The sequence below is a fragment of the Vibrio sp. 10N.247.311.51 genome, assembly GCF_041467855.1.
GTDB lineage: Bacteria > Pseudomonadota > Gammaproteobacteria > Enterobacterales > Vibrionaceae > Vibrio > Vibrio coralliirubri.
The window spans coordinates 12,532-36,381 of record NZ_JBFSVK010000021.1 but is presented as its reverse complement, the minus strand read 5'-3'; the positions used below and the strand labels follow the sequence as shown (position 1 = coordinate 36,381).

Annotated in this window: 14 protein-coding genes; 4 read left to right on the top strand and 10 right to left on the bottom strand. The window is 45.9% G+C overall.

Annotated elements, in window-relative coordinates:
* The first annotated feature begins 1 nt into the window (after position 1).
* From AB6E85_RS17610 to AB6E85_RS17595, 4 genes are all read left to right on the top strand, one after another.
* The gene (locus AB6E85_RS17610; RefSeq protein ID WP_372143390.1) at positions 2–886 is read left to right on the top strand and encodes a BadF/BadG/BcrA/BcrD ATPase family protein; all 885 of its coding nucleotides are present in this window, start codon (positions 2–4) and stop codon (positions 884–886) included.
* Positions 887–898: 12 nt separating this feature from the next.
* Positions 899–2,845, top strand: a complete 1,947-nt coding sequence (locus tag AB6E85_RS17605) for a beta-N-acetylhexosaminidase (RefSeq protein WP_372143388.1) — start codon at positions 899–901, stop codon at positions 2,843–2,845.
* A gap of 128 nt (positions 2,846–2,973) precedes the next feature.
* Complete coding sequence (locus tag AB6E85_RS17600) at positions 2,974–5,379, top strand: GH36-type glycosyl hydrolase domain-containing protein (protein WP_372143387.1); 2,406 nt, start codon at positions 2,974–2,976, stop codon at positions 5,377–5,379.
* 73 nt (positions 5,380–5,452) lie between these two features.
* The gene (locus AB6E85_RS17595; protein WP_048612323.1) at positions 5,453–6,865 is read left to right on the top strand and encodes a phosphoglucomutase/phosphomannomutase family protein; all 1,413 of its coding nucleotides are present in this window, start codon (positions 5,453–5,455) and stop codon (positions 6,863–6,865) included.
* A gap of 150 nt (positions 6,866–7,015) precedes the next feature.
* Here the strand turns inward: AB6E85_RS17595 and AB6E85_RS17590 are convergent, their stop codons facing one another.
* From AB6E85_RS17590 to hrpB, 10 genes are all read right to left on the bottom strand, one after another.
* Complete coding sequence (locus tag AB6E85_RS17590) at positions 7,016–8,044, bottom strand: ABC transporter ATP-binding protein (RefSeq protein WP_017059417.1); 1,029 nt, start codon at positions 8,042–8,044, stop codon at positions 7,016–7,018.
* The gene (locus AB6E85_RS17585) at positions 8,044–9,669 is read right to left on the bottom strand and encodes an ABC transporter permease (RefSeq protein WP_372143385.1); all 1,626 of its coding nucleotides are present in this window, start codon (positions 9,667–9,669) and stop codon (positions 8,044–8,046) included. The genes AB6E85_RS17590 and AB6E85_RS17585 overlap by 1 nt, the downstream gene beginning before the upstream one ends.
* A 244-nt stretch (positions 9,670–9,913) precedes the next feature.
* Positions 9,914–10,927 (bottom strand): Fe(3+) ABC transporter substrate-binding protein, encoded by a 1,014-nt coding sequence (locus tag AB6E85_RS17580; protein ID WP_016790767.1) that lies wholly within the window; start codon positions 10,925–10,927, stop codon positions 9,914–9,916.
* Positions 10,928–11,222: 295 nt separating this feature from the next.
* Positions 11,223–12,452: an ammonium transporter gene (locus tag AB6E85_RS17575; RefSeq protein ID WP_048612324.1), complete on the bottom strand. Its 1,230-nt coding sequence runs from the start codon at positions 12,450–12,452 to the stop codon at positions 11,223–11,225.
* A gap of 27 nt (positions 12,453–12,479) precedes the next feature.
* Positions 12,480–12,818, bottom strand: a complete 339-nt coding sequence (gene glnK, locus AB6E85_RS17570) for a P-II family nitrogen regulator (RefSeq protein ID WP_004738200.1) — start codon at positions 12,816–12,818, stop codon at positions 12,480–12,482.
* A gap of 238 nt (positions 12,819–13,056) precedes the next feature.
* Entirely contained in the window at positions 13,057–13,425 is a 369-nt protein-coding gene (locus AB6E85_RS17565) for a YacL family protein (protein WP_019824378.1), read from the bottom strand.
* Positions 13,426–13,717: 292 nt separating this feature from the next.
* Positions 13,718–16,306, bottom strand: coding sequence for a bifunctional aconitate hydratase 2/2-methylisocitrate dehydratase (acnB, locus tag AB6E85_RS17560; protein WP_048605714.1), 2,589 nt, complete (start codon positions 16,304–16,306; stop codon positions 13,718–13,720).
* A 272-nt stretch (positions 16,307–16,578) separates the two neighbouring features.
* Complete coding sequence (locus AB6E85_RS17555) at positions 16,579–18,912, bottom strand: patatin-like phospholipase family protein (protein ID WP_372143383.1); 2,334 nt, start codon at positions 18,910–18,912, stop codon at positions 16,579–16,581.
* 38 nt (positions 18,913–18,950) lie between these two features.
* On the bottom strand, positions 18,951–21,350 hold the full coding sequence (gene mrcB / locus AB6E85_RS17550; protein ID WP_048612327.1) for a penicillin-binding protein 1B: 2,400 nt from the start codon (positions 21,348–21,350) through the stop codon (positions 18,951–18,953).
* Positions 21,347–23,845: an ATP-dependent helicase HrpB gene (gene hrpB, locus AB6E85_RS17545; protein WP_372143381.1), complete on the bottom strand. Its 2,499-nt coding sequence runs from the start codon at positions 23,843–23,845 to the stop codon at positions 21,347–21,349. Before hrpB ends, mrcB begins: the two co-directional genes overlap by 4 nt.
* Between the last annotated feature and the right edge of the window lie 5 nt (positions 23,846–23,850).

Genomic DNA, 23,850 nt, shown 5'->3' with positions numbered 1-23,850 from the left:
CATGACTCTTTACTATGTAGGTATTGATGGTGGTGGTACTTCTTGTCGTGCTCGTATTCGTGACGACCAAGGCAAATTGATTGGTGAAGCGAAAAGTGGCAGTGCCAACATTTTATTGGGTGTTGATGTCGCGATGAACTCTATCGTTGATGCAATTACCCAAGCTGCTCAGCAAGGGCAACTCAATTCAGGCCATTTTTCAAACATGCATGTTGGCCTAGCACTGGCTGGTGCTGAGCAAAAATCAGCATGGTTCGACTTCATGGCTCAACCACACCCTTTCGCAAGCATGACACTAAATACCGACGCTTATGGCGCTTGCATTGGTGCTCACAATGGCCAAAACGGCGCAATCATGATTGGTGGTACGGGTTCTTGCGGTATCTACCTAAAAGACGGCGAGCAACATGTGGTTGGCGGTCGTGAATTCCCGGTTTCAGATCAAGGCGGAGGCGCGGTTATGGGCTTACGTTTGATTCAACAAGTCTTACTTGCAGAAGACGGTATTCGCAGCAAAACCCCACTGACTCAGCACGTTATGAATCACTTTAATAATGATGTGGATGCCATTGTCGAATGGTCAAAAGGCGCGATTCCAAAGGATTACGGTCAATTCTCACCAGTGATTTTTCAACTCGCTAACGAAGGTGACGAACTGGCTATCGATATGCTCAAGCAAACCGCGGCTGATATCGAAATGTTTGTCTTAGCACTGCATCGAAAAGGCGCTGACAAGGTGTGCTTAATGGGAAGTATCGCTGAGCGTATTCTCAACTGGCTATCACCACCAGTACAACAATGGATCGTAAAACCTCAATTCGACGCTATTGAAGGCGCATTGATGTTTGCCGGAAAACCACAACACAACTTGTATCAACAGGCTTAGCAGGGAAGTTATATGAATTATCGCATCGACTTAGCTGTTCTTTCTGAACAAAAAAATAACTGCCGATTTGGCCTTACGGTACATAACTTAAGTGACCTCGACGTAAAAGATTGGTCTCTGCACTTTGCGTTTGATCGTTTCATCCTTCCAGAGAGTTTATCGCAAGGAGAGCTGACTCAAGTTGGCAGCTTTTGCTCGTTCACACCAAGTTCGTCAGTGTTAAAGGCCAACAACCATTACTACCTTGAATTCAGTATTCAAAGCGCACCATTCCGCTTCTATTCTGATGGCCTTAACGATGCCTTTATCCAGTCACATCATGATGGAGAAACATCGGTACTGCCTGTCGCGATATCACCCATTGTACTGGCTTCGCCATACCGTGAACGCAACCAGATACCTGAAGTGAATGCAGCTGAGATTGCATTGATTCCTCAGCCGAACCAGATCGAATTTCAGCAAGGTAGCTTCGCGCTAAACAGCGAATGCAAGGTTGAGGTTCAATCTCATCTTGCTGATAAGGCAGTCTCTTGGTTCCAGCAAGAATTGCTCTCGACCTTTGAGCTGTCTCTTTCGACCGCGCTTTCAGCTGAACTTTCAAAAGACGAAAGCGGCGACATTCTATTTCGCAGCAACCCGACGTTAGATGAAGCCGAATACAAGCTGACCATCACTGCACAACAGATTATTGCTGAATCAGGCAGCCAGTCGGGCTTTACACACGCTGTGGCAAGCTTGATTCAACTAGTTCAACAACTGGACGCAGAGAACTTCTCTCTACCATGTTGCAAGGTAGCCGACCAACCGCGCTTTAAGTACCGCGGCATGATGTTGGATTGCGCTCGTCACTTCCACTCAGTGGATCAAGTGAAGCGTTTAATCAACCAATTGGCGCACTACAAATTCAACGTTTTTCACTGGCACCTCACCGATGATGAAGGCTGGAGAATTGAGATAAAGAGCCTGCCACAGCTAACAGAAATTGGCGCTTGGCGTGGCCCTGATCATGCACTAGAACCGCAATACACCCACATTGCTGACAACTATGGCGGCTTCTACACACAACAACAGATTCGCGAAGTCATTGAATACGCAGAGCAACGCAGCATCACCGTGATCCCAGAGATCGATATTCCGGGACACTGTCGCGCCGCAATCAAATCACTGCCTGACATGCTGGTAGAGCAAGCGGATACCACTCAATACAAGAGCATTCAGCACTACAACGACAACGTCCTGAACCCAGGCTTGCCCGGCACTTACCAATTCTTAGACGCGGTTATTGAAGAAGTCGCAGAGCTGTTCCCGAGCGAATTGATTCACATGGGTGCAGACGAAGTGCCACCGGGCGTGTGGAGCAACAGCCCTGCTGCTCAAGCATTGATGAAAGAACACCAGTACCAAGACAGCAAAGACCTACAAGGCCACCTATTCCGCTATGCCGAGAACAAGCTTAAGCAGCTCGGCAAACGCATGGTCGGCTGGGAAGAAGCACAGCACGGCGACAAAGTGAGTAAAGAGACCATCATTTACTCATGGCTCAGTGAAGAAGCGGCTGTCAATTGCGCTCGCCAAGGCTTTGATGTGGTGTTGCAACCTGCACAGTTTACCTATCTCGACATGACCCAAGATTATGCACCGGAAGAACCGGGCGTAGATTGGGCTGCCGTTATCCCATTAGAACAAGCTTATACCTACGAAGCACTTGCTGAGATATCCGACACCGACCCAATTCGTAAGCGGATCCGCGGAATTCAGTGTGCTCTATGGTGTGAGATCGTCACCAACCAAAAGCGTATGGATTACATGGTATTTCCAAGAATTAGCGCTTTAGCTGAAGGATGTTGGACACATAAAAACAACCGAAACTGGCTAGATTACCTATCTCGCCTAAAGGGCCACCTGCTATTACTCGACAGACTCAATGTTGACTATCGCAACCCTTGGAAAGCTCAATAAAACAAAACCAAAGCGACACTCACATCGAGCGGTTGCTGACTCAAATTAAGGTGCTCAGTCAGATAAGACTCAGCATCACTATTTAAAAATTAGCTGCATAGATGCAGTTTGTTAAAAAGGAAATGACAATGAAATACGGCTATTTCGATAACGACAATCGCGAATACGTCATCACTCGCCCTGATGTACCAGCACCTTGGACCAATTACCTAGGTACTGAAAAGTTTTGTACCGTAATTTCGCACAATGCGGGCGGTTACTCGTTCTACAATTCTCCGGAATACAACCGTGTTACTAAATTCCGTCCAAACGGCACATTCGACCGTCCAGGACACTATGTTTACCTGCGTGATGATGAGACAGGTGATTACTGGTCTATCTCTTGGCAGCCAGTGGCAAAAAGCCTAGATGAAGCGAACTACGAAGTACGCCATGGCCTGTCATACTCTAAGTTCAAGTGTGAATACAGCGGTATTACCGCAACTAAAACGCTATTCGTTCCCAAGGGTGAAGATGCAGAAGTTTGGGATGTCGTACTGAAGAACAACACTGACAAACCAAGAACCATCAGCACATTCTCGTTCGTTGAGTTCTCTTTCAGCCACATTCAATCAGACAACCAGAACCATCAGATGTCCTTGTACTCTGCGGGCACGTCTTACCAAGAAGGTGTTCTGGAATACGACTTGTACTACAACACTAACGACTTTGAAGGTTTCTACTACTTAGCTTCAACTTTCTCACCAGATAGCTACGATGGCCAACGTGACAACTTCCTTGGTATGTACCGTGATGAAGCAAATCCAATTGCGGTTGAAAACGGTAAGTGTTCTAACAGCGCTCAAACTTGTTACAACCATTGTGGTTCTCTGCACAAGCAATTTACGATTCAACCAGGTGAAGAAGTTCGCTTTGCGTATGTACTCGGTATCGGTAAAGGCAACGGTGAACGCCTACGTGAGAAGTACCAAGACACAGCAAACGTAGACGCGGCTTTCCAAGGCATCAAAGATCACTGGGACGAGCGTTGCAACAAATTCCAAGTTAAGTCGCCAAACGAAGGCTTAGACACAATGATCAACACGTGGACGCTATACCAAGCGGAAACCTGTGTGGTTTGGTCACGCTTTGCATCATTCATCGAAGTTGGCGGTCGTACTGGTCTTGGTTACCGTGATACGGCGCAAGATGCTATTTCAGTACCTCATGCCAACCCACAAATGACCAAGAAGCGTATTATCGACCTGCTTCGCGGCCAAGTGAAAGCGGGCTACGGTCTACACTTGTTCGATCCTGACTGGTTCGATCCAGAGAAAGCCGACGTTAAGCCATCAAAATCACCAACAGTTGTTCCAACACCGTCAGATGACGACAAGATCCACGGCATTGAAGACACATGTTCTGATGATCACCTATGGATCGTTCCGACCATCATCAAATACGTAATGGAAACCGGTGAGCACGACTTCTTTGATGAAGTGATTCCATACGCAGACGGTGGCGACGCAACAGTTTACGAACACATGAAAGCGGCACTGAACTTCTCTGCAGAATACGTGGGTCAAACGGGTATCTGTAAAGGCCTTCGCGCAGACTGGAATGACTGTTTGAACCTAGGTGGCGGTGAATCTTCAATGGTTTCATTCCTACACTTCTGGGCTCTACAAGAATTCCTAGATCTTGCTAAGTTCCGCAATAACGATGCTGACGTTGCGAAATACACTGAAATGGCAGCTAACGTTCGCGAAGCGTGTGAAACGCATCTTTGGGATGACGAGGGTGGTTGGTACATCCGTGGTCTGACTAAAAATGGCGACAAGATCGGTACAGCTCAACAAGCTGAAGGTCGTGTACACCTTGAGTCAAACACGCTCGCGGTTCTATCTGGCGCGGTATCTCAAGAACGCGGTGAGAAAGCGATGGACGCTGTTGATGAGAACCTTTTCTCTGAATATGGCCTACACCTAAACTCTCCTTCATTCGCAACACCAAACGATGACATCGGCTTCGTAACTCGCGTTTACCAAGGCGTAAAAGAGAACGGCGCAATCTTCTCTCACCCTAACCCATGGGCTTGGGTAGCAGAAGCTAAACTAGGTCGTGGTGACCGTGCTATGAAGTTCTACGACGCACTGAACCCGTACAACCAAAACGACATGATTGAAACACGTTACGCAGAACCATACTCGTACGTGCAGTTCATCATGGGTAAAGATCACCAAGACCACGGCCGTGCAAACCACCCTTGGTTAACGGGTACGTCGGGTTGGGCTTACTTCGCGGTAACCAACTTCATTCTTGGTGTTCGTACAGGCTTTGAAGGCTTAACGGTTGATCCTTGTATCCCGACTGATTGGCCAGAGTTCGAGGTTACTCGTCAATGGCGCGGCGCGACTTACAACATCATAGTACAAAACCCGAATGCCGTAAGCAAAGGCGTTGCCTCTATCACTATCAACGGTGAATCAGTTGAAGGCGCAATCCCAGTACAAGCAGAAGGCAGCGTGAACGATGTTGTCGTTGTTCTAGGCTAGTCACGCAATTTAACGAACAGCTCTTGTCTCAAGTCTTTACGGCTTGAGACAATGAGACTAAAAGGATTTTCTAATGATTAAATTTGGTACAGGTGGCTGGCGCGCTTTCATTGGTGAGGAATTCACTAGAGAAAACGTCCGTTTGGTAGCACAAGCGCTCGCTAACATCATCAACAACGAAGATGCAGCCAAGAATGGGTTTGTGATCGGCTATGACCGCCGCTTCCTTTCAGATAAAGCCGCATGTTGGTTTGCAGAAGTACTTGCGGCGAACAACATCAAAGTAAGCTTCATTGATAAGTTCGTTCCAACACCTATCGTGATGTTCCAAGCGAAAGAGATGGGATGCACCTACTCGGCGTGTATTACCGCTTCTCACAACCCAGCAGACTACAATGGCATCAAGGTGTTCATTGAAGGCGGCCGCGATGCCGATGAGATCATCACAGAGAAGATCGAACAGCAAATCGCAACACTGACCAACGAAGACGTTATCCGAGTCGATTTCGAACAAGCATTAAACGACAAAGAAATCGAGATCATCAACCCGATGAACGACTTTGTTGATTCAATCATCAACTTCATCGATATCGAGTCGATCAAGAAAGCTAACCTACGTGTACTGATTGATCCAATGTTTGGCGTGGCAAAAAATGCTCTGCAAACCGTGCTGATTAACGGTCGCTGTGATGTCGACGTCATCAACGATGGCAAAAACCCAGATTTTGGTGGTTTAATGCCATCTCCAAATGCTGCAACGTTGTATCGCTTGAAGCACTTAGTTGCAGCAGAAGGCTATGACATTGGTATTGGTACTGATGGCGATGCCGACCGTTTGGGAATCATCGATGAGAAAGGTCACTTCATTCATCCTAACGAAGTACTACTCCTACTTTACTACTACTTGCTGGAATACAAAGGCTGGAAGGGCTCTGTCGTTCGTAACATCGCAACCACACATCTACTGGATAAAGTGGCGGCAGATCATGGTGAGAAGAGCTTTGAGGTTCCTGTAGGCTTTAAGCACATCAGCTCGCAAATGGAAGCTGATGATTCCCTGATTGGCGGCGAAAGTTCGGGTGGTTTAACCATTCGAGGTCACATCAAAGGTAAGGATGGCGTATTTGCTTCAAGCTTGCTGGTTGAGATGATCAGTGTGACAGGCAAGAAGCTGTCTGAATTACTTGATGAGATTTACTCTAAATATGGCTATGCCTACACCGCAGAAGGCGATTGTAAGTTTAAACCTTCAGAGAAAGAAGCTCTCTACACTAAGATCTACGTCGAGAAGCAACTGCCTGAATTTGAATACGAAATTGAAAAAGTCAGCTATGAAGATGGTGCCAAGGTGTACTTCAAAAATGGCGGCTGGGTCATTGCTCGCTTCTCAGGAACAGAGCCGTTACTACGAATCTTCGCAGAAATGGAAGATAAAGACACTGCAGAACGTGTTCTTCAAAAAGTGAAAGACTTCCTCTCTCTATAGGCTTATAGAGTGCAGCAGTTTTGTATGGGACTTAACAAATCACTGCCTTGTTAAAGCCTATAAGTGAAGAACTCTTGCCCAGTACTTTGATTAAAGTGCTGGGCTTTTTTATCACGATTCTTGTAACGATTAGTATCGCGTTATATCTCTTTAAAAAGCCAATACGCCTTTGGTATCGACTTTTACGTTGACCGGCATACCCACTTCAAGTGCTTCTGACGAGGTTGCTAATAACTTCTGACCATGCGCTTCGATTACATAACGACAATGATCACCCATAAATTGCTGTTCTAGCACCGAAATAGCACTATCTTGCTCGTAACTTGCTTGTATATGCTGGGGTCTTAGCAGAAGCTCACACGTATTGCCGAACTCAATCTCCGTTTGCGGTTTGGCTTCAACCATACCCAAACTGGTTTCAAATTCATGCTCTGAAATACGCTGTGCATTAAGGTAGCTACCGCCGCCCAAAAAGTCTGCAACGAACTTACTCGAAGGATGGAAATACAACTCAGAGGCCGAACCATACTGCTCAATCACACCATGGTTCATTACTGCCATTTTATCTGCAAACGCGAACGCTTCTTCACGGCTGTGAGTTACGAAGATAGCTGTAACACCCTGCTTCTTAAAGATCTTACGAATCTGAGAAATCAGCTCATGACGAACCTGAGTATCGATGTTTGAGAATGGTTCATCTAACAGTAGTAAGTCTGGCTTGTACGCCAAAGAACGAGCAATAGCGACACGCTGTTGTTGACCACCTGAAAGTTGGTGTGGGTAGCGGTCACCGTACTCATCTAAGTGAACCAGCTCCAGCATCTCTTGAACCTTGTCTTTCTTTTGCTGCTCAGAAAGGTCTTTCAAGCCAAAGCCGACATTCTGGTTTACCGTCAGGTGCGGAAACAGGGCGTAATCTTGGAAAATCATACCAATGTTACGCTGCTCTGGTGGCAACCAATTCTCGCCATCATCAATGGTTTGACAGTTCAAACTCATCACACCGCTACTTAATGGAAGTAAGCCCGCAATCGCCTTCAGTAAGGTCGTTTTACCGCAGCCACTCGCACCAAGAAGACAAACAATTTCACCATGCTCAACTTCTAACGAGAGCGCTTCCAAAATGGTTTGCGACTCATACTTACAAGTCAGATCTTTAATTGATAATGCACAACTCATTAGTTTTTCTGCTCCAAGGAACGGTTTACGATGATCAGAGGAATTAAACCCACCAACACCAATAATACAGCAGGCATCGCCGCCAACTCTAGGTGCTCATCTGAGGCATAGTTATAAACATAAGTCGCCAATGTTTCGAAGTTGAAAGGACGCAGCAGCAATGCCGCATTCAACTCTTTCATTGATTCGATAAACACCAGTAAACCAGCGATCAATGCGCCGCGTTTAATCAAAGGTAAATGAACACGGCGTAACATCTGATTGGTATTGCAACCCATGGTTTTAGAGGCCATATCCAATGAAGGAGATACTTTACTCAAGCTACTTTCAATACTGCCAATTGCCACTGCCGAAAAGCGCACCACCATGGCAAAGATTAGCGCGAACATCGAACCAGAGAAGATCAAACCAGGTCGCCCCCACTCCATCACTTTCGCAATGTCATTGACCAAGTGATCCATGAACAAAACAGGTACCATCACACCAATCGCTAACACGGTGCCTGGGACGGCATAGCCCATCGAAGCGAGGCGCATATAAGCCTGATTTTTCTTACTCGGACTAACGCGTTGGTTAAAGTTAACAATCATCGCGATAATCACGCCAATAATCGCAGCAGCTACCGAAACGTAAAGGCTGTTGATGGCATATTCTCTGAATTCAGGGGTCCAGCTTTGAGCAAAATATTTGTAGGCGTAAATAATGAGCTGGCCAAGAGGGAACAGGAATGCAACGCAAACTAATCCCCAGCACCAGAATAGTACCAGCCATTTTTTCCAACCAGAAAGGTCGTAACGAAAATCTTCGCGGCTGCTGAACTGATTCTGGAATAGCTTCTGCTTACGGCGACTGTATCGCTCTGAGCTCAACAGTAGGATCACGATAACCAGCATGATTGCCGATATTTTCGCAGCTGCCGTTAAGCTTGAGTAGCCTAGCCAAGTATCATAAACCGCAGTCGTTAAAGTATTTACCGCAAAGTAACTCACGGTACCAAAGTCACCGATGGTTTCCATTGCAACAAGCGATAAACCGACCGCCATTGATGGACGAACAAGTGGTAAGGAGATACGACGGAAGCTTTCCCAAGGTGAGCATTTTAGTAACCGAGCGGATTGCAATAAGGAGACGTTTTGTTCCATAAATGCCGCGCGGCACAGCAAATAAACATAAGGATAGAGAACGAGAGATAGAACAATAATAGCGCCAGATAAGGTTCTAATATCCGGGAACCAATACTCACCGGGTCCCCACCCAGTAAGATCTCGCAGTAGAACCTGAACAGGACCAGCAAAGTCGAACCAATCAGTAAAGATATAGCCAACAATATAGCCTGGCATTGCTAATGGCAGGACGAGTGCCCACTGCAAAACACGCTCTCCCGGAACACGGCACATTGCCATAACCCAAGCCGACGGAATACCAAAAACTAAAGACAGGAACATGGTTCCTATGACTAAAACCACCGTATTGTAGGCATAGGTAGGCATCACTGTGGACATCAGATGAGAAAATAGCTCATCTGTTTCTCCAACAGCCGTCGTAAAAATCGCTAAGATCGGTAAAACCAGTAATACAGCAATAATGCCGCTACTGGTGTTCCATAAATAATTCTTTTCTTTCATCGCCTAACTACAACGAGGCTTAATGAAACACAAATGCATTTGCAAATACATCTCATATCCTTTTAATGGTGGGGTTATTTATACCCATATACTCTAATGACTTCAAGGTGAGATGCTAATAACTCAAGGGATCAACGGGGTGCTTTGTATCAAAAAGTGATTTTCCAATAACAAACAACCCCAAGTAGCCAAAATGGCGACTTGAGGTTGTTATTTTACTTAGGCCGAAGCCTACCGTAATAAATTATAGATCGAACTTAACTTCGTCTAATAGCTTGATTGCAGCCGCGTGGTGGTTTGCAATTTCATCTAGAGAAATAGTATCCGCTTTGAACTCGCCCCATGAAGCAACAAGCTCCGAAGGTTTAACGTCTGCTTTCACTGGGTATTCGTAGTTCACTTCTGCGTACATGCTTTGTGCTGTGTTACCAGATAGGAATTCCATCAGCTTAACGGCATTCTCTTCATTTGGAGAGTATTTAGCCATTGCCATACCAGAGATGTTTACGTGAGTACCTGTAGTCTCTTGGTTAGGGAAGTTAATGTAAACAGAGTCAGCCCAAGCTTTTTGCTCTTTATCATTAACCATCTTACCTAGGTAGTAGCTGTTACCAAGAGCAACATCACATAGACCTTCTTTAATCGCTTTAACTTGCGCGCGGTCGTTACCTTGAGGCTTACGTGCTAGGTTTGCTTTTACGCCTTCTAGCCATTCTTTCGTTTCAGCTTCACCTTTGTGAGCAATCATCGAAGATACTAGAGAAACATTGTATGGGTGCTTACCGCTACGAGTACAGATTTTGCCTTTAAATTCAGGCTTAGTTAGATCTTCGTAAGTGAACTCTTCACCTAGACGACCAACACGGTCACGTGAAGAATAAACGCTACGTGTACGAGTTGTTAGAGCGAACCACTCGTTATCTGTATCTTGGTATTGAGCAGGGATGTTCTTTTCAAGTACATCGCTCTCTACAGATTGAACTAGACCTTGTTTAGTTAGTTCAGATAGACGGCTGATATCTACAGTTAAGACAACGTCAGCTGGGCTGTATTCACCCTCTTGAGCTAACTTCTCTGCTAAACCTTTTTTAGCAAACTTAACGTTTACTTTAATGCCAGTCTCTTTTGTGAACTCTTTGAACATTGGCTCAACAAGGAAAGGTTGACGGTAAGAGTATACGTTTACTTCTTCCGCAGCCATTGCTGTCGGGGCAATTACACCACACGCTAGAGCTGAAAGTGTTAGCAGTTTCTTCATTGTAAAATCCTTTATATCGAAATGATAATGTCTATCAGTTGCGTTATTATATTCATCATTAACATAATTACAATGACGACCAACAAAAAATCCGTCTACTCAGACCATTTAAACTCTCACTTTTGTAACAAACCATTTCAACTTTGTGTCTTGTCATCCCCCTTAAACAATGAGCCTAACTTCAACGCTCGTGTTTATATATTGTTCAACCGTAAATACAACAAAGCCCCGCAACAAGAGTTACGGGGCTTTCTTTGTCCAACCTAACCCATTCAGATTAGGCGACGACTGTTGATTATTTTACTGATACAAACTCAGGGTAAGCGCCGACACCACAATCGTGCATGTCCATACCTTCAAGTTCTTCATCTTCCGTTACTCGGATACCGATTGTTGCTTTAAGCACTGCCCATACCGCTAAGCTAGCACCGAATACCCATGCAAAGATTACTGCTGCACCTAATAGTTGAGCACCAAACGTTGCATCAGCGTTGCTTAGTGGCACAGCCATTAGACCGAAGAAACCACATACACCGTGTACAGAGATAGCACCTACTGGATCATCAATCTTAGCTTTGTCTAGAGCGATGATGCTGAATACAACCAATGCACCAGATACCGAACCAATCGCTACAGCAAATAGAGGTGATGGTGATAGAGGGTCTGCAGTGATTGCTACTAGGCCCGCTAACGCGCCGTTAAGAATCATTGTTAGGTCTGCTTTACCCCAAGTTGTTTTACATACTAGTAGTGCTGCGATTGCACCCGCTGCTGCTGCTGCGTTGGTGTTAAGGAAGATTTGACCAACTGCTGTCGCATTCTCGAAGTCTGAAACCATTAGTTGAGAACCGCCGTTGAAACCGAACCAACCGAACCAAAGGATAAATGTACCTAGCGTTGCAAGTGGCATGTTTGAACCAGGAATCGGGTAGATTTCACCGTTCTTACCGTATTTACCTTTACGAGCACCGAGTAGTAGAACACCAGCTAACGCTGCTGCTGCACCTGCCATGTGTACGATACCTGAACCTGCGAAGTCACTGAAACCCGCTTCTGATAAGAAACCGCCGCCCCAAGTCCAGTAACCTTCAATTGGGTAAATGAACGCTGTTAGTACTACAGAGAAGATTAGGAATGACCAAAGCTTCATACGCTCAGCAACCGCACCAGATACTACAGACATTGCTGTTGCAACGAATACTACCTGGAAGAAGAAGTCTGATTCTAGAGAGTGGTCTGCGCCTTCACCTTGTGTACCAATTAGAGTACCAAATGATGGCAACCAACCGCCTTCACCGTTGTCGACATACATGATGTTGTAACCAACCACTAAGAAAGCTGTACAAGCAATTGCGTACAAACAGATGTTCTTAGTTAAAATTTCTGTGGTGTTCTTTGAACGAACTAGGCCAGCTTCTAACATCGCGAAGCCTGCTGCCATCCACATTACCAACGCACCTGAAATGAGGAAGAAAAAAGTGTCTAGTGCGTAACGTAGTTCCGTTACTGTTGTTGTAAGTTCCATATTAAAGTCTCCAGTCCTTGTAATTCTTTAAAGTGCTTCAGCATCCATTTCACCAGTACGAATTCGTACGGCTTGGCTTAGGTCATACACAAAAATTTTGCCGTCGCCGATTTTTCCGGTGTGTGCCGCTTGGCTAATCGCTTCAACAACTCGGTCAACATTCTCAGCTTGGGTAGCAATCTCTAGCTTCACCTTTGGTAGGAAATCCACTTGGTACTCTGCACCACGATACAATTCAGTGTGTCCCTTCTGACGACCAAAGCCTTTCACTTCAGAAACAGTCATACCTTCAATACCCACATCAGAGAGCGCTTCGCGTACATCGTCTAATTTGAATGGCTTAACAATGGCATTTATCAATTTCATATTCGTTCCTTAAATTCTTACTTAATCCGTTAATTCTCTTATTACAATCCAAGTAGCGTGCCAAAAAGTTAAGTGGTTGATTTTAAATAAGATGAAGATAATAAGGTCGTAATAACGAAAAAGGCCGCACCAATATGGTGCGGCCTTTTCACTATCTTAATGCGTGATGCTCTTATTGCTCCAGTTTTGGGCAACGGAGCCTTCAAAGCTCTGAGTGACTAACAAATAGGTCTTAGGACTAGTAACCTAAAAAATCCATCCAGCGTTCGATGAGCAGTTCGAAATCGTCGATTCCGCAGCTTGCTTGGCTTTCACAATTATAGAAGTCGAATTCACTGCCCTCTTCCATCTCTTGCTCATGCGCTAACACGTTTTCTTGAATCGTTACTTCATCTTCATTGATCGCAAGGCTAATCTCTTTGCCAAGCAGCGTCACTTCATTGCTCAAGTCCTGTCGAGATTGCTCAATCAACGCCATCACATGATCTAATTTCTGCTTATCTTTACCGATCTCTTCTTGAAGCCAACGGCCAACAATCTCATGGCCCATACTGCATTTCACATAGTATTCACCCATTAGAGTGTTTCTAGTAAATTCGAATTCCATAAGGCTCCAAAGCTCTAATAAAAAGAGGCTCAATAAAAGGGTTGTGGCAAAAATGAGGCAAGAGTATATAGCGAAGTCATCAAGAGATCGAGTCGCTCGTCGTCCAGTATTCAGACATAAAAAAACGCCTACCGAAGTAGACGTTCTATCATTTGGGTTCCTCTAAATAGTTGCAGTTAGGCGACAAGTACGTTCATCCCTATGAGCATAGAAGCTCTATGTAATTAGGGCGGCCGGCGTTCCGGTGAACGTACGCAGTCAACAACGCTGCAGCTACAAATATAACGAGGAACTAAGCTGGTTCTTGGAAGATAACCGTGTCTGCTTTTTCCGTGTACTGACCCATTTTATGGAAGTTCAGGTAACGGTATGTATCAGCAGCCGTTGCATTAATCTTCTCAGCGTACTCTAAGTACTCTTCTTTCGTTGGGATGCGACCTAGAATCGCACCAACAGCAGAAAGCTCAGCAGAAGCCAGATAAACGTTCGCGCCATTACCTAAGCGGTTCGGGAAGTTACGCGTTGACGTCGACATAACCGTCGAAGCATCAGCAACACGAGCTTGGTTACCCATACATAGTGAACAGCCAGGAGTTTCGATACGTACCCCAGCACGACCGAAGATGCCGTAGTAGCCCTCTTCTGTCAGTTGGTCTTTATCCATCTTCGTTGGCGGAGCCACCCATAGGCGAGTATTTAGTGAGCCGTTAAACTCTTCTAGCATCTTACCTGCAGCACGGAAGTGACCGATGTTGGTCATACAAGAACCGATGAACACTTCTTGAATCTCAGTACCTTGAACGTCAGAAAGAAGACGAGCATCATCTGGATCGTTTGGTGCACATAGGATTGGTTGATCGATGTCAGCAAGATCAATCTCAATAACATGCGCGTATTCCGCATCTGAATCAGCAGATAGCAACTCAGGGTTCGCTAACCACTCTTCCATTGCTGTGATGCGACGCTCAATCGTACGAACATCACCGTAACCTTCAGCAATCATCCACTTAAGCATAACGATATTCGAGTTCAGGTACTCATCGATAGACTCTTGAGATAGCTTAACCGTACAACCTGCAGCAGAACGCTCAGCAGATGCATCAGAAAGCTCAAATGCTTGCTCAACAGATAAGTGCTCAACACCTTCAATTTCTAGTACACGACCAGAGAATTCGTTGATCTTACCGGCTTTCTCTACCGTTAGTAGACCTTGCTTGATACCGTATAGAGGAATCGCGTGTACGAGGTCACGTAGCGTGATACCCGGTTGCATTTCACCTTTAAAGCGAACCAAGATAGATTCAGGCATATCAAGAGGCATAACGCCTGTTGCTGCAGCAAATGCTACTAAGCCAGAACCCGCAGGGAATGAAATACCTAGAGGGAAACGAGTATGCGAGTCACCACCTGTACCTACAGTATCAGGAAGAAGCATACGGTTTAGCCATGAGTGGATAACGCCATCACCCGGACGAAGTGAAACACCCGCACGGTTCATGATGAAATCAGGTAGCGTATGGTGAGTGTTTACATCTACCGGTTTAGGGTATGCCGATGTGTGACAGAAAGACTGCATTACAAGGTCTGCAGAGAAACCAAGACACGCCAGATCTTTAAGCTCATCACGAGTCATAGGACCGGTCGTATCTTGAGAACCGACTGTCGTCATTTTAGGTTCACAGTACTGACCAGCACGAACACCTTCAACGCCACATGCTTTACCAACCATCTTCTGAGCTAGCGTGTAGCCTTTATCAGATGCAGATGGATCGATTGGTTTAGCAAACAGATCCGTTTCAGCTAGACCTAGAGCGTCACGAGCACGACCCGTTAGACCACGACCGATGATCAGTGGAATACGGCCACCAGCACGCACTTCATCAAGAAGTACTTTGCTTAGCTCAAAGTTTGAAATCACAGAACCGTTCTTGTGAACAACACCTTCGTACGGGTAGATATCAATGATATCGCCCATGTTCATGTCTTGTACGTTCAGTTCAATGGGTAGTGCGCCTGAATCTTCCATTGTGTTGTAGAAGATTGGTGCAATTTTACCACCAAGACAAACACCGCCAGTACGCTTGTTTGGTACGAATGGGATATCTTCACCCATGAACCAAAGTACTGAGTTTGTTGCCGATTTACGTGAAGAACCTGTACCAACAACATCACCAACGTAAGCCAGTGGAATGCCATCTTTTTGCATTTCTTCAATTTGATTGATTGGACCAACGCTACCCTGTTCATCAGGAGTAATGCCATCACGTTCCATCTTCAGCATCGCTTTCGCGTGCACTGGGATATCAGGACGTGACCATGCATCAGGTGCTGGAGATAAGTCATCAGTGTTCGTTTCACCGGTAACTTTAAATACTTTAACGGTGATCTTTTCCGCTACTTTGTTTTTCGCTGTAAACCATTCAGCATCAGCCCAAGATTGAAGTACTTGTTGTGCAGATGCATTGCCAGCTTTTGCTTTCTCTTCTACGTCATAGAACGCATCGAACATCAGTAGAGTATGAGATAGCGCTTTAACAGCGATTGGAGCAAGCTCAGCATCGTCTAGTAGAGATACTAGAGATTCGATGTTGTAACCGCCTTGCATAGTACCAAGCAGTTCTGCAGCTTTTGCTTTGCTTACTAGTGGAGAAGCTACTTCACCTTTAGTGATAGCCGTAAGAAAGCCAGCTTTTACGTAAGCAGCTTCATCTACACCCGGTGGAATGCGATTTTCTAGTAGGTCAAGAATGATTTCTTCTTCACCTTGAGGTGGATTCTTCAGAAGTTCAACTAGGCCAGCTACCTGCTCAGCATCTAGTGGTTTTGGAACAACTCCTTCGGCAGCACGTTCTTCGACGTGTTTACGGTAGGCTTCAAGCACGACTTTTTTCCTCTCATTGCGGTTCACTTCTTCCCTTCATAATTGTTAGTAAAATAAAGAAGTGAACATCCTTGGAAACTTGGCTCTCCATTGCCATTTTTGTCATTCAATTTGTATTGATGAGCGGCGTCATAGAGGCCAAACTGTGGGCGGTAGAATAGCAAATTTAACGTTAAATTAAAATCTTATCATTTTGACCAACATAGCAAGTTAAGACGAAAGTCCCACTATTTTTGCCTAATTACGCACTTAAATGGCGACTCTGCGCATGATTATTTGTAGGACGTACCTACAATCAGATACACCGAATCGAAATTATCTTCGGTTCGGCCATAAGCTAAAATGATCGGCCCGATTGGTGAATCGACACCCGCGAAAACAGAACCCGCGGTGTACATTGGCGCTTCATCAATACTCAAATCATTGTTCGACCAAACACCACCATGCTCAATGGATGCACCCACGTAGAATGGTGATTCAAAAAGGCCGAAGTCATTTTCAAACCACTTATAACGATAGATAAGGCTGGTGTAGGCCAAGTTCTGGCCAATCATACTGTTCCTTGGAATACCTGACAGGTTTAAGAAGCCACCAAGCTCTTTAGGATCAATAGGGAAAATCGAATTTTTACTCTCTACAATACCGTAATCGAGCTTTGCGACTAAAGTATGCTTCTCGATACTCTTTGCAGCCATTAAATTAGCCGAAAATTCATAAACCGTATCGCTCTCAGACGTCAGCTCTGTTTCGTTAATCGAGGTATCATTCTGAAAGTCATCATGAGAAACAAGGTATTCTAAATCAACAAAATAACCTTCAGTAGGCAAGCTGAAGTTATCCAAAGTATCCAATCGATAATTGATAAACCCACCAATACGAGTGTAACCACCATTACCTAACGAAGGTAAAGAAGCCACCTCAACATCCCCATCAGTATAACGAGCACCAAATTTCAGTTCTTGCCACAAAGTAGGTTGATAGCCTAATGCCAATTCACCGACATACTCGCTATAAGTCATTGGAAAGTAGTCTTTCGTTACGTCCAGTGTCGGCTCTTCAATATCGTCAATATCTACCGGTAGATTTCTGTTTTCCTTGCTATAAGCAATCGATGCAGAAGTGAACAATTTTTGACTCGAAAAGAATGGCGAATAGAGTTCCGCCTCAATTCGTTTATCCGTTCCCATCTCGATATTGGTTCTTAGCTCTGCACCGTGCGAGTTGATATCGGTAAAGTTGGCTGAAACACCGATCGAGTACTGACTGGTAGTCGAGAAGTCATCTTCAAGAAAGAATCGAAAGTTGAGGTAGTTTGGCCCCCAAGATTTTTCGTTCACATCGACCTGCAGTTGCTCCTCGCCATCCACAGTGTCAAATTCATACGTCACCAACTCGAATCTATCTAGCGCATAGAGGTCTTGTACTTTAGATTCAATTTCACTGGTCTTCAGAACCTCACCTGAATCAAGGTTTAAACGGTTTTCGATCAGCTTATCGGAATAGTGGGTGTTGTTATTGATCACAACTCGGTCAACGACGGTCTGATCGCCGTGTTTTAGCTGTCTGCGTGCTTTTTGTTTGTCCTCGATATAATGCTGATAATCGGCATTTGAGAGCGATAGCTTAGAAAGTTCATCAGTATGCTGCTTAGCGGCTTCATAGCCCGCGAGGAAAGCCGATGGCATTTTATCAAATTCTGTCGTCTCCATTTCCCCAACATCTGGGCGCAGGAAGACATCATCGTCTGTGAGTGTTTCAGCTTGCTCTTGGGTGCTGCGTTGAACAAGATAATTAGAGAGTTGGTCAGCTGCGGCTAGAAAATTCGTGAAATCATCTTTGCCTTTGTAGTTGGTACTGATATCCACCGCAATGACGATGTCTGCACCCATCGCTCTGGCAACGTCGACGGGCATGTTATTGGTGACACCACCATCAACCAGCATTCGACCATCGAGTTCATAAGGAGGAAGCGCGCCGGGAACTGACATACTGGCCATCATGGCATCAACAAGGTGACCATGGTCGATGACCACCTCTTCAAGTTCGATGATGTCGGTTGCGACGGAACGGTATGGAATCGCAAGATGGTCGAAAGAATCGAATGAGGATAGATTACCTGTGGTCTCACGCAGAATACGTAACATATTCTGGCCTTGCACCACCCCTTTCCTTGCTTTGATTTCGCCCCAACCTAAACCGAGATCGGTGTTCAGTTGGTAGCGGTCTTCATATTCTTTGTCACGTACACGGCGATCACTACGGTTAACGCGATCACGATAACCGCGATTCCAATCGACCGTATAAATAAAGCTCTCGATCTCGTCTGCGCTCATCCCTGTCGCATAAAGACCACCAACGTATGAGCCCATACTGGTACCGGTAATGTAATCAACCGGGATTTGCATCTCTTCTAGAGCTTTAAGCACACCAATGTGAGCTGCACCTTTTGCCCCACCACCCGCAAGAACGACAGCAACGGTTGGTCTTTTATGAGCTTGTTCAGCCTGCTGAGATTGATCAACCTGTGTCGCGGTGGATGCAAACAGCTGAAAACTGATCACAGTACCGACAATGCCTAAGCCACTCACTAACCAACGAGAAATCATTATTTTAACTGTCCTTGTCATTCTTTCCTGTTACGACTTTACCACTGAAAAAGCTTCTTTAGCCACTGTTTTGGTTGACTTTCACAGCCCTTTTTAATGTTTCCATCCTCATCCCAAACTGGCAGTTTGACTGCACCATCACAATCAAACTCTAAAGCCCCTTCAGAAGTTCGAGTAAAGTTGGCCGTGACAATGCCTGTCGGCCAAGGCAGCAATAACTGCTCGGGCGTTCTCTGTTTGAGATAATCGGCATAAACACGTAACGCACCACTCGAACCAGTAAGCTTAGTCGGCTTATTGTCATCTCGCCCTAGCCAGATGGTCGTCACTTCACGGCCATCAACGCCCACGAACCAGCTGTCTCGGCTGTCATTACTAGTGCCCGTTTTACCAGCTAACCCTGCCCATGCAAACTGACCTTGTAGGAAACGGCCTGTACCTTCCGAGACACCACGCTTCATCGCATAGGTTGTTAGCCAAGCGGCTTGCTGGTCAACGCTTTGTGATACACGAGGAATCGATTGATATAAGACCTCACCATCATTATCAACCACAGAGCGAAGCGCAGACAAAGGTGCGATACGGCCAGAGTTGGTGATAGTTTGATACATCTGCGCAACTTGGAACGGAGTCAGTGAGAACGAACCCAAAAACATCGATGGTACTGGGCGAATCTCATTTTTATCGACCCCCAGCTTTCCAATCGTATCTGAGACGCTATCAATGCCTAACTGCATGCCTAAACGAACGGTAGGTACGTTGTAAGACTTAGAAAGCGCCACATACAAGGGCACATCGCCACGGAACTTACGATCGAAGTTTCTCGGGCTCCACACGCTGCCTTTACTGCCTTTCAAGCTCAGTGGCGTGTCCTTCAATGTTGTCGCCAACGTGTACTTCTGAGGCTGCTCTAGTGCGGTTAAGTAAATTGCAGGCTTGACCAAAGAACCAATTGGGCGACTCGCGTTCAAGGCACGGTTAAAGCCATCGTAGCCAGTACGCTTACCACCGACCATCGCTCGGATTTCACCGGTATTTCTATCCACGGCAATAGCTGCTGCTTCCAGTTTGTTACCTGCGGTTTTCGATAAATCAGGCACCTTACGAGCAATCGACTTCTCTAACTTGTCTTGAGAGACCGGATCCAGAGAGGTGAAGACTCGAATCCCTTTTTTCGCCTCAAATCGATCGCCGACATACTTCTTAAGCTCAATGTTTACTTGTTGGAAGTAAGCGGGCTGACGGCTAGCAATGCGCGGGTTGTCTTGAATATCCAAATCACGACTCGCCGCTTCTTCGTATTGTCGCGGAGTTAATATGTCTTGTTGCATCAATAAGCGAAGAACAAGATCTCGTCGAGTCTTGGCACGCTCAGGATAACGAACCGGATTGTAATACGAAGGTCCTTTCACCATACCCACCAGCAGTGCTAGTTGATCAATACGGAGCTCTTGAATTGGCTGACCGAAGTACAAGCGAGACGCTAAACCGAAGCCATGAATCGCTTGCCCACCATTTTGCCCAAGATAAACCTCGTTTAAGTAAGCCTCTAGGATACGGTCTTTGCTGTAACGATGGTCCAAGATAAGTGCAATGTAGGCTTCACGGACCTTACGCCACAATGTACGTTCACTGGACAGGAACAGGTTTTTTGCCAGCTGTTGTGTCAGCGTACTACCACCTTGTACCGTTCGCCCAGCTTTGACGTTAACGACCATTGCACGAGCGATAGCCAGTGGCGACACTCCATCGTGTTGATAGAAATTTCGGTCTTCGGTTGCTAATAAGGCATCAACCATCACTTCTGGGAATTGATTACGTTTTAAGAACAGGCGCTGCTCATCGTTACTTTTCTCAAGCATGCCAAGCATTTTCGGTTCAACACGCAGATAACCCATGTCGCCTTTCTTCTCTAGCGACTGAATACGAGTTAACTCGTTACCGTTGAAATGCAGCATCACATGACGATCCGCTTCCGGTCCATCGACAAACTCGAACGGACGACGAATCATTTCAATCTTGGTTGAAGAAGAGGAGTATTCGCCCGGGTGACGAGGCGCGTTCACCTTACGATAATTAAGTACATCGAGCTCATTCTTAACCTGAACTAAACTCACCGGAGTTCCCGGAGACAGGTCTAGCACACGCGCATAAACCACGGTTGGCAAATCAAACAGCTGACCTTCAAAGCGCTGTTTGACCACAGAATCGAGATAAATACCGACGAACAACAGCAATGCCGCAAGAGCCAAGCCCGCTTTCCAAGAAATGCCCCATAGGATCTTCAACCAACCTCTTTTGCCAGACTTCTTAGCCTTAGATTTGGTCTTTTTCGCAGCCGCTCTTGGTTTTCTAGGCTTGGCTTTGGTCGCTGGTGACTTCTTTGCTGGCGCTTTTTTAGGTGGTGCCTTTTTTGGCGTTAACATTTTGGTCATCATCGATTCAACTGTCGTTTGGTTTTAGTGGTTGCTACATGGTTAGCAGGGTCATCCGGCCAAGGATGTTTTGGGTAACGGCCTTTCATCTCTTTTTGTACTTCTTTGTACGCGCCAGCCCAAAAGCCGGCTAAATCTTGAGTAATTTGCAGTGGTCGCTGTGCTGGAGAAAGTAGCTCAAGCACGACTTTTTTACGCCCTTGCGCGATCAATGGCGAGTCTTGTTCGCCAAAGACTTCCTGCATTCGCACTGAGATCACTGGTTCAGATTGATATTGATAACGAATGGCCTTCTTACTGCCGGTCGGCATCAGATAATGCGTTGGCAGCCATTGGTCGATTTCCTGATTCAAAGGCCAGCCAAGATAAGCCGACAATGCTTGCTCAATCGAAACACTAGCCAGCCCTTTTGCCGACTTAATGCCATTCAGATAGGGGGATAACCACTCATCAAGGTGTTCAACCAAACTTGCCTCGTCCATCGCTGGCCAATCATGCTCAGGCATCCAAAGCTCTGCACAGCGTACACGCTCAACCAACTGCTTAGCCGAAGCTGTCCAATTTAAGCGATCCAACCCGCACCGAGCGACATAATTGAGCAGCGCTTGGCTCGCCTGATTCGCATCGGGATCAGCTAAAGCTTTGGTGCTGATAATCAACTTGCCCAGAGATACACGCTGCTCGGCAACTAAACGGCCACGTTTCTCATCCCAATCGGCGTAATCGGAACGCACAAACAGCTTTGGAAATTCAGCTTCTAGCTGCGCAATATCAACCGCGGTGGCTAAGAAAATTTGACTGGCTCGCCCTGTGCTGCGCATCAAATCAATCACTACGATATAGTCATTGTTCGCCAGTGGATCATCATCACGAACCTCAGCGCCGTGACCATTCGCCAAAAGGAAAGCACTGGTGGTCGCGCTTCTCACTTGTGCAATCCGGTCTGGGAAGGCAAAACAAAGCACTAATGGTAGCAATGATTCGTCAGCTTGTGACAAATCTAAGTGATGATTGAGTTTGCTCGCGAGACTTTTCGCTCGCTGCATCACCACGCTATTTTTGGAATGTTTTCTTTGCTTAAGTCGATGTAAAGAGTGTTGAATATCCGTCACATTGCGTTCCGGCTCTTCCAGCAAAGCGGCAGCAACAATCGCGACATTCAACAGAGCAGGACTACCTTGCTGCGCTTTAACCAACATGCTGGCAATACGAGGCTCTAAACCTAAACGTTGGGCCTGTTTTCCTAGTGCCGTAAATTGACCATTCTCGTCTAACAATTCAAGAGTCTGTAAGAGTTGCTTGGCTTGCCCAATAGAAGCTTTTGGTGGAACGTCTAACCATTGCAGTTCATCGGCACTCGCAGCGCCCCATTGAGTCAATTCAGACACTAACGAAGACAAATCAGAATGAAGAATTTCAGGTTCTGGTACAGCCGGTTGCTGAATAAGTTGCGTTTCGCTGTACAAACGGACGCACAAGCCCTCTTCAATTCGTCCCGCACGCCCCGCCCGTTGTTCAGCTGAAGATTGCGAAATTTTCACTTGCTCAAGCTTAGTAATACCGGTTTTCAGATCGAACTTCGCCACACGTTCAAGCCCGGAATCAACCACCAATCGAATGCCTTCAATCGTCAAAGAAGTCTCAGCAATATTGGTCGCTAACACCACCTTTCGACGCCCTTTCTCTGATGGCGCGATCGCTTTCTGCTGTTGAGGAAAGCTGAGTTGCCCATACAGAGGGCAAACATCGATATCACTGGCAAGTTGCTCTAGTTGAGATTCCACCTGCTTAATCGCAGAAACGCCCGGCAAAAAGGCCAGAAGTGAGCCTGACTCTTTATCCATCAGAGAGCGAATCACGTTGGCCATTTTAGGGGCTAGATATTCATTTGCACTAAGAGGCTGATAACGGAAATCGACCGGAAAGGTGCGACCTTGTGATTCAACGTATTTGGCATTCGGCAGCAAAGTTTGTAGAGCTTGTTGATCTAAGGTTGCCGACATCACAACCACTTTTAGATCATCACGCAACGCATCTTGGATCTCCAAGCTAAACGCCAATGCGGTATCTGCATGGATACTGCGCTCATGAAACTCATCAAAGATCACCATATCAACCCCAGTCAATTCAGGGTCGGTTTGGATCATTCTCGTCATAATCCCTTCGGTTACGATTTCCAAGCGAGTCGCACTGCTGGTTTTAGATTCACCACGAACTCTAAAACCTATGCTCTCTCCCACTTTTTCTCCCAATTGGTTGGCTAAGTAAGTTGCGATATTCCTTGCCGCCAAACGCCTCGGTTCAAGCATAATGATTTTGCCTTGAACGGCGTTGGTCTTAACTAACTGTAAAGGGAAGAATGTTGACTTACCCGCACCGGGAGCGGCCTTTAGAATAAGTTGAGTGTGTGTTTCTACGCCAGCGAGCAGATCTGGCATCACAGCTTCTATGGGCAGTTGTGGCAATGGGAGAACCTTGTGGTGTAATGTTGGCAACATTGTAC